Source organism: Bradyrhizobium genosp. SA-4 str. CB756 (assembly GCF_000473125.1).
Lineage (GTDB): Bacteria > Pseudomonadota > Alphaproteobacteria > Rhizobiales > Xanthobacteraceae > Bradyrhizobium > Bradyrhizobium arachidis.
The window spans coordinates 1951172-1964124 of record NZ_KI421499.1 but is presented as its reverse complement, the minus strand read 5'-3'; the positions used below and the strand labels follow the sequence as shown (position 1 = coordinate 1964124).

Here is a 12953-nt window from a genome sequence, read left to right as displayed (position 1 = left end):
GACGCGCTCAATGTTCTCGGACGTGCACCTGATGCGATATCTTACGCGTCCATCGGACTCGATCGGCATGCACTGTACGATCGTGTAGACCCTTGGCAGTTCAGTTGCGGCGCGTCCTTGGGGACCTTGAGCGTGGTGCCGAACCTCTTCATTCAGCTTATAGGCGTATGGCATATTTGGTTTCTCGGCGTTTACGGGTCTATCGGCGGTCTTGCTAATCTTCAAGAATGGATTTTGTCGCCTCGAATATAGACGATAATCCCTTTGCATCCTACTCAGCTAGTCATGCCGTTGAGCATAGATCTGAAAGATCGCTAGCTAGACGTTTGTTGGTTGGAGTTGCTACCTAAAATCATCTCGACATCGCAGAACGCGCGATTGATCTCGGTTTATGCGGAGCTCCAACAATCCACGGGTTTGGAACGCCTCATCACAATGCCTGTTGACCTTCAGAAATGAAGTCGCCCCCCATTTTCTTGGAGTTCAGATGAGCAAACGCAAACCGGCGACAGCGCTGAAGCGCGCCCGCAATCCTAAATTGGCCGCGCGGGCCCAACGGAACAAGCAGGCCATTGTTCGAAGCCAGAAAGAGGATTTACTTCGCTCTGTTGCGGCAGTTCCGATTGAGCCGCCTCTTGGGCTTCATGATGATCCTAAAGAGCCTCGGGTGGATGCCTTACCCGATGACATCAGTCAGAGAATGACGGGTAGCGATCCAATGAAAGGCTTTGCTTTAGCGACCGCAAACATGCAGGCGTATCAAGCGAAGCTTCTTGAGATTGCCGGGGCCAACGCGCAATTAGCTTTTGAATTCGGCCTCAGACTCGCGTCGATCAGGTCACCAACTGAATTTTTCGGCGTCATTACGGAGTTTATAAACAGGCGGTTCGATATGTTCGGGCAGCATTCGAAAGAACTGGCGGCATATCCGTTCTGGCGCATCAAGCCGCCCCGAGAGCTCACGGCTCTGCCGGGATGATAACTGGCGGCAAAGGATGGACGCAGGATCACGCACGCGCCGATCACGGTTGGTTGCAGTCGGCTAGGGAGCGCGGCTCACAACGAGGGAGTGGAATCAGTGCCTGCCATCGGCGAATAGGTTGACACCATGTCCACAACTGAAACCGTGCTGCTGATCGTTTTGGCCGGACTTGTCGTTTTGATCCTCGCCAACATCGCGTTTCAGGTGGCAGCGGAGCGAAACAATCCCCCGATCGGCGTCTTTACCGATTGCGACGGCGTCCGCCTTCACCATATCGAACGAGGCGGTGCCGCCGCGCCTTGCGTGGTCCTGTTTCATGGGAATGGCACCATGGTTCAGGATCTCGTCCTAAGCGGTTTGGTCGACCGCCTGGCCCAGAACTATCGCGTCGTTTGCTTCGACCGTCCAGAGTTTGGCTACAGCCACCGTCCGCGCACACGCATCTGGACGGCCACAAGGCAAGCTGCCTTGTTCGCGAAGGCTCTTGATCAGCTTGGGGTGCGCAACCCCGTGGTGCTTGGCCACTCCTGGGGAACGCTGGTGGCGATCGCGCTGGCGCTACGAAGCGGCTATGCCGTGAGTGGGCTGGTGCTTGTGTCCGGCTACTATTTTCCAACCGCTCGGATGGACTTTTGGCTCATGTCAGCTCCGGCACTGACGCTGCTCGGCGATCTGATGCGCTACACTATCTCGCCGATCATATCGTGGGCCATTATGCCCAAGCTGATGCGCACCTTGTTCGCGCCGCGCGCCATCCCGCAGAAATTCAAGAACGAATTTCCGATCTCGTTGGCTCTCCGACCCAAGCAGTTGAGGGCGGCCGCCGAGGAGAGTGCGTTCCTTATTCCAGCTGCTGCGCAGCTGCGGCTTCATTATCGGGGTATCCGGTGTCCGGTTAGGATCGTGCACGGAAAGGCTGACCGGCTCATCGAGGCCGACCAGTCGCGCCGCCTCCACGGCATCCTCGACCAGATGAAGCAGGGAGCTGGGCAACACCGTTACCTATGCAGATGCGGCGGGAATAGCGGATGCCGTGGCGGCGCTGGCGCCCTCGGCACCAGTGAGGACCGCATAGGCCTTCTTGTTGCATTGCGGGCGTCCGGAAGTGGCCCGTGGCTGACCTCCGCTTTTGGCCTCACACCGTCCGCTTTTGAGGGCTGAGCGGAAAGCCATCGTGGAGACGCCGAGGGCAGCCTTTGACCCTTACCAGACTCCGCCTTGGCAGGAGCTGGACGAGGCTTGACGTGTTGGCCTGCAGCTCAGTGTCCTGATTTTCCCGGCATCATTAAAGTCCAAGACCGCCTGCACTACGTTTTCCCCGCTGACGTACGAGATCATTGCGCCACCGTGCGAGGGCTGAAGATTGTCCAGCTCGGTCGCTGGGTGTTTCTGCAGACGGCTAGCCCAGTAGCCTCGCAGGTTTTCTCTGCCGGAGATCGCCAATTGGTCACAATCGCAGTAGACCACGGCATCTTCGGCGTACATTTCGAGTAGCGTTTCGATATCGCCGGCGCGGTAGGCATCGAGCCAGTCGACGGCGGCGGCCATCGGGTCAAAAGACATACAAGCACCTCCTGCGCCAGAAACAGAAATTGGCCGGGGTACCCAGCTCAGTCTCTTCGCGACTCGACGCGAAGTTTTTGGTCTTCACTCGGCCAAGCCCATATGCCGAATGCCATAGGGCGGATACTTATCCGCGGGCTCAGTGCGACCTTTTACCTCCCCTCGTCCTTCGCGGCACATTTCTCTGCAAGCCTCATCATCACCTGATCGCGCCGCTGCGTCGACGCGCTGATCTCGCGCAGCATCAGCATGAAGCTAGTGAGGAACAGCACATTGAGGATCATCAGCGCCGGTGCGAGCGGCTCCGCTTGCAAGCTGCCAATGACCGCGGGCGCTGTCCGCAGCGCCCAATGATGTACCCACTCATAGTCGGTTCGCCGAGAGGCGAAACATCCTAGGATTGTACCGTTATGTTAAGAAGGATTTCCGATGCGTGAGGCCATTCTTTAGTTGCCGTCCTGGCCCAAACCATACCAGGCATGATCCATATTATTAATGCCGGACTTGCGATCTAATCCCATTTGAAAGCGAGGAGAATCACCATGCGCGAGCAACAAACAATCGTTGAGGCGACGTTTGTTGATTGGCCTCCCAACTGCGAGGATTGCCACATTGTCACGGCCCTGAGATCCGTCATTCGCGACTCCCGAGAAGGTCGCCAGATCTCTGTCTATCAGTGCTCAAACTGTGGCCGACTGGCTTGGAAGGACGACGCGATAGGGATTTCAGGCGAGCTCGGTGGTGCGCAACGGCGATGAATTTCTGATGTGGCGCCTACGCCCATCGCGGACTGTCTCTGCTGAGCGTCGGCAAAAGCCATTCAGTTATCGAGCCGCCGAGCTGCGCGCAAAGGAGCTTCAGACGATGGCTTTCTTCCTGATCGTCGCTGACTTCGCAATTCTTGCTCATACTGTGTTTAGTTGAGGCAAGGCGCCGGCGCCCCTCTCCCACCCTGGTGTTTGCGCTACTCCGGTCGTTAGCTGTAGGGCAGCGACCCCGCGGCTATGCAGCTTCACGGGCGCAGCCGTATCGCCCTACTTGGTGCGCACTGTGTTGGCTCCGGCTCCTGTCAGCGCATCGGCGATCTTCTGCGGATCGTCGCCATGAAAATCCACCGACACCTCAATCATGCCCTCCAGCTTCTGTCTTCCATCCGGTTCTGGGGCGACCTTGACGTCCGCACCCGCCGCGCGTGCTCCGGCCGAGTTCGCGCCGCCCGCTGGCTGAATGAAGACGTCGCCGCGCGCCACACCGCATTCCTGAACGACCTGCTCCACGGCCAGTTCGGTTTCACGGCGGGTCGCGAAATCTCCGATGATCGTGCTTTCCAAGATAGCCTCCGCGGCAAGGGTCGAGAAGCGGACAACCGGCCTGCGACGTTGAAGGTTCCTAGCACTAGCGCCGCGGCAAGCCCGAGCCTGTGGTCCGTCCCTCTCCGACGGACAGCACCCGCGACGCGCTCGCGCAGAGCAGGAGAAACAGCGCGCGCTCCGCCTGGTACCTCGCGGCAGCGCGGCTGCACTCCGAGCCGGACATCACGACCTCGCCTCCAGCTGTGCAGACGGCCCACTTCCATCTAACGCGTCCGCGCCGCTTCAATACGACATCGAAGCCCGCGTAGTTCTCTTCGCCGGTTCGAGTGTTCATGCCGCGATCCGTCCCGGCAAGCCGCCCTGGAGCTGGTCCAGAAGCCGCTGCTCGCGTTCGATCCGGCTCCGGTAAAGTTCTCGCTCCTTCTCGGTCTTGGCGCGGGCGAGCAGCAGCCGGTAGTGGGCGATGACCTTCTCGCTGCCGCGGATCAGCAGGTCCCTGACGTCGGTCATGACGCCGCCCCCGCGGTCGCAGGCGAGCACTGCCTCTGGAGCTTGGTGAATGCGATGGGGAAGGTTTTCGGACGTCAACGCCTCCAGCGCCGAGTTCTCCTCGGAGAGACGCCATTCGATGAACTGGCGCTCGAGGTCGGAGAGCCGCGTCTTCAGAAGTCTCCGATAGCGGTGGATGTTGTTGCGGTGCGCACGAATGCGGGCAAAATCTTCGTCGATCATCATCGCCACTCCTGACGGTCTTCCAAGCCCTTTTGCGGTTCGAGAAATGGGAAAGCGAATTCCCGGCGAAAAAAATATTCGGCGCGAAAACCCTGTCAAGATTGTAGTGGTGCAGTGCGCCAAACTTGAGCGGTGGCGTGTTAACCAATCCGCGAGCTAAAAAAATTTCGGCGGCCCCCCTTGAATCGCCCTTGCGTTTTTCTAAGTCGTTTTTCACCGCGAGAGCGGTGTGCCGGGCGCCTTCATGGGTCCGGCGCGGGCGCCGGCCGGGTACCAGACCCGCACTGACCCTGCCTTGCGCTCCTTGTATCCAGCTTGCTCTTTGGAGGACTTGGACATGAGGACCACCTTCGACTTCGCGCCCCTGTGGCGCTCCACCATCGGCTTCGACCACTTGGCCGACCTCGTCGACAGCACGCTGCGCCAGCCGAGCGAAGACCACTATCCCCCGTACAACATCGAGCGCACCAGCGAGGACCACTACCGGATCTCGCTCGCCGTCGCCGGGTTTGGCGCCGACGACATCGCCGTGACTGCCGAGCAGAACGCGCTGACCATCGAGGGCAGGAAGCCCGAGAAGGCGGCCGGCGAGTACCTGTACCAGGGTATCGCTGCGCGACCGTTCCGGCGCGTGTTCAACCTAGCCGATTACGTCCAGGTGAAGGATGCCTGCTTCCGCGACGGACTGCTGATCATCGATCTGGTCCGCGAGGTGCCGGAGGCCATGAAGCCGCGCCGGATCCAGATCGGAAGCGGCGCCTCTACCGCCTCGCAGATCGAACAGAAGAAGGCGGCCTGACGCCGGCCAAGGTTCGACGGCGGAGCGCGGCGCGCGCAAGCCCGGCCGCGCTCCCTGGCTCATGCAACGAAGGAGAAAAACCATGGCAGTTCGTGATCTCATTCCCTGGTCCAGAAACCAGGAGGTCGCGCCGCCGCGCGGCACCCGCGATCCGTTCATGACGCTTCACCGCGAAATGAACCGGCTCTTCGACGACGTCTTCCGCGGCTTCGGGGGCGAAAGCCTCTCGCCGCTCATGGAGGGGCAATTCGGTTGGCCCAAGATCGAGCTCCGCGAGACCGACAAGCGGCTGACGATCTCGGCCGAGCTCCCAGGCATGACGGAGAAGGATGTCCAGATCGAAATCGCGAACGGGGTGCTGACCATCCGCGGCGAGAAGAAGAGCGAGCGCAAGGACGACGGCAGATACTTCACCGAGCGTTACTACGGCTCCTTCCAGCGGCAGATAGCCCTCGAGGACGTGGAGGAAGACAAGGCCGAGGCTTCATTCAAGGACGGGGTCCTGACGATCTCGGTACCAAAGTCCGAGAATCCGCGCGCGGGCGTCAAGCGCATCGCGATCAAGTCGCAGTAAAGACCCGGGCGGCGGTCGACGCCGCCCGAACTCACAACCCCCGAGGAAGGAGCGTAAAGGGAGGCATCCATGACCAAAGCTGGCACGAACGCAGGCAATCTCAATCCCCTCTTCCATCCGGCGGCGCACTATGCATCTCCGGAAGACGTCCTGAACGATCCGGAGCTCTCCGCGCCCGAGAAGCGGATCATCCTGTCGTCCTGGGCGTCCGATATGTTCGCCGTCGAGTCCTTTCCCGCCTTGCGCGAGGTACCTGGCATGAGCCACGCCATCCGGCTCGCCGACATCCTCGCCGCGCTGCGGCGGCTCGACGGCGAAGACGACGACCCGCCGCCTGGCGGGGTGCCGATGCGGCGCCGGCCTTGGGCCGCCGCATTACGGAGGTCGGCATGATATTCACGCAGGCCGTCATGACGATGGTTCTGATCGGACACGCTTCGGCGATATGGGCCGTTCCGTCCGTCGCAGTATGGGCAGGGGCTTGGGACCGATAGGCTCCGCATTATCCTGAGCCCGACCGTTTTCCTCTGACACCCTCGAGGTGGCGCCCTCCCAAACTGGCGGATTCCAGATCCATGAGCGGCGAGCTGATCTACTGCAGCAGCTTAGGCAATGATCGAGACGTCGACGGCCGCTCCCGCGCATTCGACAGACAAATGGCTTTCTTCCGGTGACCCTGAAGTTGCCTCTCAATGTCGATTGCTTGATCTGCATTGCGTGCTCGCTTGAGCAAGGCGTTACGTTCATCTCCCGGAGGCTTTCCGTCTGCTCGCTCACGCGCATCCTTTGCAAATTGCGCGAGCCGCGTTTCGAGAGAGTCTGTCTGCTTGAATCGCCGGCGCTTCGATCCCATCGCATATTCCTTTCTGATGATGGTATCGATTGTACGTCTGCAGGCAGATGGCCGCAGGAACATAAGTTTAATTCCGGTTTAGACCTTTGAATGAGCTAGCGCGTAGTAGTCCTTCAGTGGTGAGGTCGTGATACTCGATTTCGGCAACGAACTTCGGTTCGACCCAGGTAGCCTTAGGCTTTTTGAGTTGCTTACTCAATCTACTCTTCGGGCTGACTACAGTATCGAGTTTATCCCTGATCTTGCGCGACGTGGTCCGGCTCCAACCTGTCCCGACCTTGCCGATATAGCGCAGCTCCTTCCCTTCCTGTCGGCCGAGATAGAGAGCGGCAACACCAGTTGGATCTTTTATGAAGCCGACTATCGGGAATTTGCCCTTCTGGACGGCTTTGATCTTCTGCCAGGCTTCAACCCGCTCCGACCGGTAAGGAGCATCTACCCGCTTGGAGACGATGCCTTCGTAGTTCAGTTTCTTGGCTGCCTCGAAGAGCGCCTGCCCGTCACCTTCATGGTGTTCGCCGTAGAGAATAGGCTCCTTAATCTTGTTACTCTCGATTAGCTCCTTTAGCAGCTCCTTACGCGCAAGCTGGGAAAGCTTCCGGAGGTCTTGGCCATCAAGCCAAAGGAGATCGAAGGCGAAGTAAACTAAGCGATCCTGATCCCCTCTCGCGAGATCGGCCTGCAGCTCGGAGAAGTTGGGTCGCCCTTCATGGATAACGACGACCTCACCGTCAATGATCGCCTGACCTTCGATGTCGAAGGCGCCGGCGATGACGGAGAATTTGTGAATCCAGTTGTGGCCGTTGCGCGTGTAGGCGCGCCGGTCGTCGCCGTCGATGTGGAGTTGGATACGGTAGCCGTCGTATTTGATTTCGTGAATCCACTGAGCCCCCGAAGGCGCCTTGATCTTCAGGGTCGCAAGCTGGGGGGCAATGAACCCCGGCATCGGTGGAGCACCCGGCTTTTTTGCCGGTGCCTTGGTACGCTTTGCCACTCACGCAACTCACAAAAAGCCCGCCGTCAGGCTGGGACCAACGGCGGGCAGTCTACCTACCTCAATGAACGAGTCTCGAACGCAAAATCGAGCCCGGAGTTCCTGCGCGTCCTCAGATACAACCGCAATCGCGTTTCCCGGTTGTATTTTAAAGGTCAACGAGAACGTCGGCCGAACGGCAAGAGAACGCGGTGTGATAAAGCGTTTCAGGTAGGCGTGAGTAGCTCAGGAGACTGGCCACTCAGCGGTGTTTAGGAACCTACTTTCCGCGGCGCACTTAGGTTCGAAGAGCGAGCTGGGGGTGTTGCAGTGAAAAGAACGGATGCTGAGATATGCTTGGCCGCGATGCGGTGTGCGCGCGTAGCTTTGAGCAAGTACCTTAATCCGGTGAATCCCTTCGGGGCCATCGAGGCCTTAGATCAAATAATCGATGTCATCGACAGCGACGAGGTCGACCCGGCTTTGTCGCGGATTGACGCGCGGAATCATCTAGGGTCATGGAGTTTAGATACCCCGACGAAGCAAGGCGATGACTGAGTCAGCGTGAGTAACGTTACCGGTTCCTTTTAGCCGAAACGAACCGTTGCAGCGCTGCCGGTAGCTTATTGATCTGTTCATGCATGATGGCTTCAGCCTCGCGCATGCTGATACGGAGTGCTCTGATTACTTTTTCGGGTTTCGCTACGCGGTTGTCCATGGCTCCATCCTTGGTTGGACGGACAGCGCGAGAACAAGATATGACAGACAAGTCAAGCCGCGAGAGTGAGCGCTGGGCCTTTGAACAGACGGCCGGCCGGTTGAGGACGGCTCGGAACCGATTGGGTCCGAAAGAGTAAAGTTCCGACGGCGCGATGGGAACTATCCTCCCTCGCTCCCCCCGGCGAAGCGGCTCGGCCTTCGAGCAAACTGGAAAAATGCCCCCAAGGCAGGGTACGCGCCGAAAATCCTCAGTACGAAAGGATGAGCAAAGTCACTAGTACGGCGTTGAACACGCCCACAGCAATCAGGGCGGCATCAAACAGGATTGTGCTGACCATAGCCCTCCCGATCCACACGGATAGGTAGCAGAATGCTCCCGCGAGAAGTGGAGGTCTATGCGGTTTGTGCCAGCATCGCGAGTGATACGCTGGCGCGAAGATTGCCTCAGTAATCTTGCGGTCCATTCTTCACCGAGAGGGCTGTCTTGGCATTGTCGATCCATGGTCCGCTCGCGGCTGGATAGCCGACGTTCTTGCGCAGAAGAGAAAAGGCAGCCCACGGCCAATTCCGGACGTGCTGCAAAGTAAGCCTTATTCGATCATCTCGTCTGCGAGCAAAGGTCGGCAGCTCGATACCGAACGCTTTTACGTTGATGATCACTTCGAACTTCGCTGGCCGCGTCACCGGGAGATCGCTGGGTTCGTCGCCCTTGAGCGGCCGACGAGCACGCGAGTGTCGCGATAGGAGGCCGCAAGATCGCGTCCATGGCTGCCCGGCCGTTGTTGCGGTATTCCCGGAACGGCATAAAGAGGCGCGCAACACGTCGGACTGGATAACTCAATGCTGTGTCCACTTTTGATGGATAACAACCAAAAATAGCATACTATCTGTAAGGTCACGGAACACAAAACGCAGGTCCACGTTGTAGTGGGTCTAGTGATCACTCCGGGGAGCCTAAAATGCGGGCGACAACGTACGTCGCGCATCAGATCGCGGCCCTGTTGAGCTACGCCAAGTCGAAAGTAATCGAGCGATCGAAAAGGCTGGTTAGACGACGCTCTGCTAGCAGGACGGCGCTCGACCGGGAAGCCGTCGCGGAGATTATTAGGCTCACTGACATCCTGCTCCGGCAGTACGGCCGAGACATCGAAGGGAACGATAGAGTCACCCGCTGCTTCGCTACCGACGAGTTTATAGTCTCTACGCACACAGTGGAGCCGGGCCTCGCTCGATACCAAATTTCGCACCACGCTGACGGTGAGAATAGATCTCAAGTGTTTGTCGCGACGTGGCAGTGCAGTTCGGGCACAACCGACCTGCAACTCTACCGTGACGGACCTTGGCGAAGGCGATTTCGGAGTTTCGCTGACGACTCATTGGATCCGGCTCCACCACGGCTTCTACATTGATAGCGCAAGGGTCCTGATCTGGTTTCACGTCGCCTTGAGCCGACAGCATCTGCTCGCCGCGGGACCAAGGTGGGCTAAAGGAAGGCTAACGGCCTCAGCCGGCGGGTCTACAACTCTCAAGGGCGAGCGGTGAGAAGTCTGCTGCGGGTCAAAATGCGAAGAACTCAGCGCGAGCACATCCAGTCCGCTCCGCCCGGCTAAGCGGACCTCAATGAGCGGTGTCGTAACTTCGGTGATGGGCCCATGTGTGGACGTATATGGACCCCGCCCGATTGCAACGACCGGCTTGATCAGGATCGACGGTCACAACTGCAGACGTATATCCGGCTTCTTGATGCGGCTGGACAATGTCTCCGCCGCGAGCCTCGATGGTTTTCGCCCGCTTCCACCTCAACGGCCCCGAGACATCGGCGNAAGCCGTGCCGGTCCACACATCAGGTTCGGGAAGCGACGGGGTGGCCGTTTCGCCATCTCCTGCCATTTGTTGCAATTGCCGGGTGAGACCTCCTTTCCTTGATTGCCGCTTCGCTTCAGGCCGCCTTCACCGACAGCGCCGGCTCATAAGCTGCGTCGCCTGTGAGCATAGCCCACACGATCCGCGCATTCTTGTTGGCAAGAGCCACGGCCGCGACATTGGGATGGCGCCGTTGCCGGATTTTGCCGAGCCAGAGGCTTCGCGGATCCTGCTTGCCAGTGGTCCGGCTTAAAGCGGCGCGAGCTCCGTGAATCATCAGCGTCCGCAGGTATCGATCGCCGCGTTTGCTGATGCCGAACAAGCGGGCCCGCCCTCCACTGGACCGCTGCTTCGGCACCAGGCCAAGCCAAGCCGCGAACTGGCGGCCGTTCTTGAAACAGCTTCTATCGCCCACGGCGGCGATCAAGGCTGTTGCCGTCACAGGTCCGACGCCTTCGATTTTGCCGAGCCGCTGGCACTGCTCATTCGTACGGAAGATTTCCCTTATCCGCCGGTCATAGGCTGCAACGCGGGTATCAAGCTCGGACAACTCCTCTTGCAATTCCCTCATGAGCGCCCGGAGCATCTCGCTGAGGCCGTCATTGATGTTCCCTACGATGACAGCGAGGCCGCGCCGCAGCTGCGCGATGTCACGGGCAATGACAATGCCATGCTCGGACAGAAGACCGCGAATCTGGTTAGCGAGCCTGACCCGGTCGGCGACCAGGCGTCGGCGAATGCGGTGGACAGCCTGTACCGCCAGCTGATCGGTTGATTTCGGTGGCACGAAGCGCATGGACGGACGGCCGACCGCTTCGCAGATGGCTTCCGCATCGTTCTGGTCGTTCTTGTTTGACTTGACGTATGGCGTCACGAACTGAGGGCTGATCAGTCGGACCTGATGGCCAAGCGCCGTGAGCACGCGAGCCCAATAGTGGGCCCCGTTGGAAGCCTCCATGCCGACCAGGCAGGCCGGTAAATTGGCGAAAAAGCCGGCCACCGCATCGCGACGCAACCTCTTTCGCACAACGACTTTCCCGTGGTTGTCGACGCCGTGAACTTCGAAGACATACTTCGCCAGATCTAGACCTATCCGAACGACCTGCATGATATCCTCCTTCACTGCAGTTGACGCTCGAGATTCCACCGCGGCGAGGGCGGGGTCCATACCATTGGCTCCGGGTTGGCAAGGAGAATCTTCACTTTGCAGCATTGGTCGGAGCAGCCATGTGTTCGGCCTGTTCGTGCGGTACCCATGACCGCTGGCCATAATGCCCTCCGCGGATCAGGTCCCGGTCAAAAGCACGCATTCGATGATGCTGTGGCCCATGTGGGTTGTCCTGATCGCCGGATCGACCGGCACTGCATTACGTGCTGTTCGCCCTCCCAACCGTGACGTCACACCGGGCTGTCCGGTGTGATTTCGTTCACGCCGCAAGAGCGGCGGGTTCCTTGTAGCCTTCATTCTTGGCCATCATCGCCCATGCCATCCTCGCGAGTTTGTTGGCGAGTGCGATAGCGGCAACCTTGGTGGGGCGCCGAGCCAACAATCGAGTGAGCCAGGGCCGATGATCGGTACCATGGATCTTGGCATAGCGGATCACTGCGAGCGCGCCAGCCGTGAACAGGCTACGCAAATAGCGATCCCCTTGTTTGCTTATACTGCCGAGCTTGTCCTTGCCCCCACTCGAGTTCTGTTTCGGTACGAGCCCCACCCAGGCCGAGAAGTCCCGTCCCGATCGGAAAGCCTTGGGATCGGCAATGCTGGCGACCAAGGCTGTTGCCAACGCTGGCCCGACGCCGGGGATCGCATCCAGCCGCTTGCTCGTCGCATTTGATCGATGACAGGCGATGATGCGTCTGTCGAACTCCAGTATCTGAGCCTTCAGTGCCCGCAACTGACTGCCGAGAGCAGCAAGACATGCACGGGCCACTTCCGGGAGCCGGCGGTCGGCGGTATCGGCGACGACCTCCAGCAGCTGCTCGACACCCCTGCGCCCGACAGGGGCGACGATCCCGAACTCGGCAAAATAGGCGCGGATCGAATTGATCACGGCAGTCTGCTGGCGGATGAAGAGATGGCGCGCGCGATGAAGCATCAGACAGCTCTGTTGCTCGACCGTCTTGGCCGGCACGAACCGCATGTTCGGTCTCGTGACCGCCTCGCAAATCGCCTCCGCGTCGGTGCTGTCGTTCTTCTGCCGCTTGACGTAGGGCTTCACGTAGGCCGGAGGCATCAACCGCACCGTATGCCCCAATATCTCCAGCTCACGGGACCAATAGTGCGATGAGGCGCAAGCCTCAATCCCGACGAGGCATGGCGGCAGCTTCTGGAAGAACGCCAGGACGTGCCGACGCTTCAACTGACGGCGTATGACCACCTGGCCGGCTGCATCAACGCCGTGCACCTGGAAGACCGACTTCGCGATATCCAGACCGATCGTCGAAATTGACTGCATAGGCTGCTCCTCCGAATCGTGGGAGCCTCAAACGGCGCCCATTCCTTGGCACTCTCGTGCCGGTGGAGGAGCCGTCCACAGCATCACAAGCGGACACTGGGAAGATGAAAGATTTGCCGGTT

At 59.4% G+C, this 12953-nt stretch carries 15 protein-coding genes; 5 read left to right on the top strand and 10 right to left on the bottom strand.

Annotated elements, in window-relative coordinates:
* The first annotated feature begins 487 nt into the window (after positions 1-487).
* Positions 488-979 carry a phasin family protein gene (locus BRAGE_RS0109710; RefSeq protein WP_027563600.1) on the top strand — a complete coding sequence of 164 codons (492 nt, stop codon included), beginning with the start codon at positions 488-490 and terminating at the stop codon, positions 977-979.
* Between the two features lie 129 nt (positions 980-1108).
* On the top strand, positions 1109-2143 hold the full coding sequence (locus tag BRAGE_RS48180; protein ID WP_231164069.1) for an alpha/beta fold hydrolase: 1035 nt from the start codon (positions 1109-1111) through the stop codon (positions 2141-2143).
* Between the two features lie 42 nt (positions 2144-2185).
* On the opposite strand, the gene BRAGE_RS0109700 is transcribed toward BRAGE_RS48180, so the two are convergent.
* The 5 genes from BRAGE_RS0109700 to BRAGE_RS57720 all read right to left on the bottom strand — a co-directional run bounded on the left by BRAGE_RS0109700 (position 2186) and on the right by BRAGE_RS57720 (position 4593).
* Positions 2186-2545: a nuclear transport factor 2 family protein gene (locus tag BRAGE_RS0109700; RefSeq protein ID WP_027563599.1), complete on the bottom strand. Its 360-nt coding sequence runs from the start codon at positions 2543-2545 to the stop codon at positions 2186-2188.
* Between the two features lie 152 nt (positions 2546-2697).
* Positions 2698-2859, bottom strand: coding sequence for a hypothetical protein (locus BRAGE_RS54380; protein WP_156950845.1), 162 nt, complete (start codon positions 2857-2859; stop codon positions 2698-2700).
* A gap of 720 nt (positions 2860-3579) precedes the next feature.
* Positions 3580-3876, bottom strand: a complete 297-nt coding sequence (locus BRAGE_RS0109690) for a hypothetical protein (RefSeq protein WP_027563598.1) — start codon at positions 3874-3876, stop codon at positions 3580-3582.
* A gap of 64 nt (positions 3877-3940) precedes the next feature.
* A complete protein-coding gene (locus BRAGE_RS48175) occupies positions 3941-4192 on the bottom strand; it encodes a hypothetical protein (RefSeq protein ID WP_035729543.1) in 252 nt (83 codons plus the stop codon).
* Positions 4189-4593, bottom strand: coding sequence for a hypothetical protein (locus BRAGE_RS57720; protein WP_347342528.1), 405 nt, complete (start codon positions 4591-4593; stop codon positions 4189-4191). Before BRAGE_RS57720 ends, BRAGE_RS48175 begins: the two co-directional genes overlap by 4 nt.
* A 334-nt stretch (positions 4594-4927) precedes the next feature.
* Between BRAGE_RS57720 and BRAGE_RS0109670 the strand changes: the two genes are divergently transcribed.
* From BRAGE_RS0109670 to BRAGE_RS0109660, 3 genes are all read left to right on the top strand, one after another.
* The gene (locus tag BRAGE_RS0109670; RefSeq protein WP_027565181.1) at positions 4928-5389 is read left to right on the top strand and encodes an Hsp20 family protein; all 462 of its coding nucleotides are present in this window, start codon (positions 4928-4930) and stop codon (positions 5387-5389) included.
* Between the two features lie 82 nt (positions 5390-5471).
* Complete coding sequence (locus BRAGE_RS0109665; RefSeq protein ID WP_027565180.1) at positions 5472-5963, top strand: Hsp20/alpha crystallin family protein; 492 nt, start codon at positions 5472-5474, stop codon at positions 5961-5963.
* Positions 5964-6032: 69 nt separating this feature from the next.
* A complete protein-coding gene (locus BRAGE_RS0109660; protein ID WP_027565179.1) occupies positions 6033-6356 on the top strand; it encodes a hypothetical protein in 324 nt (107 codons plus the stop codon).
* Positions 6357-6883: 527 nt separating this feature from the next.
* Here the strand turns inward: BRAGE_RS0109660 and ligD are convergent.
* From ligD to BRAGE_RS0109620, 5 genes are all read right to left on the bottom strand, one after another.
* A complete protein-coding gene (ligD, locus tag BRAGE_RS0109655; protein WP_027565178.1) occupies positions 6884-7810 on the bottom strand; it encodes a non-homologous end-joining DNA ligase in 927 nt (308 codons plus the stop codon).
* Positions 7811-8363: 553 nt separating this feature from the next.
* Positions 8364-8507: a hypothetical protein gene (locus BRAGE_RS54375; protein ID WP_156950844.1), complete on the bottom strand. Its 144-nt coding sequence runs from the start codon at positions 8505-8507 to the stop codon at positions 8364-8366.
* 446 nt (positions 8508-8953) lie between these two features.
* Positions 8954-9169, bottom strand: coding sequence for a hypothetical protein (locus BRAGE_RS54370; RefSeq protein WP_156950843.1), 216 nt, complete (start codon positions 9167-9169; stop codon positions 8954-8956).
* Positions 9170-10448: 1279 nt separating this feature from the next.
* Positions 10449-11480 (bottom strand): IS110 family transposase, encoded by a 1032-nt coding sequence (locus tag BRAGE_RS0109625; RefSeq protein WP_028146233.1) that lies wholly within the window; start codon positions 11478-11480, stop codon positions 10449-10451.
* A gap of 319 nt (positions 11481-11799) precedes the next feature.
* Positions 11800-12831, bottom strand: coding sequence for an IS110 family transposase (locus BRAGE_RS0109620; RefSeq protein ID WP_027565185.1), 1032 nt, complete (start codon positions 12829-12831; stop codon positions 11800-11802).
* Positions 12832-12953 lie beyond the last annotated feature (122 nt).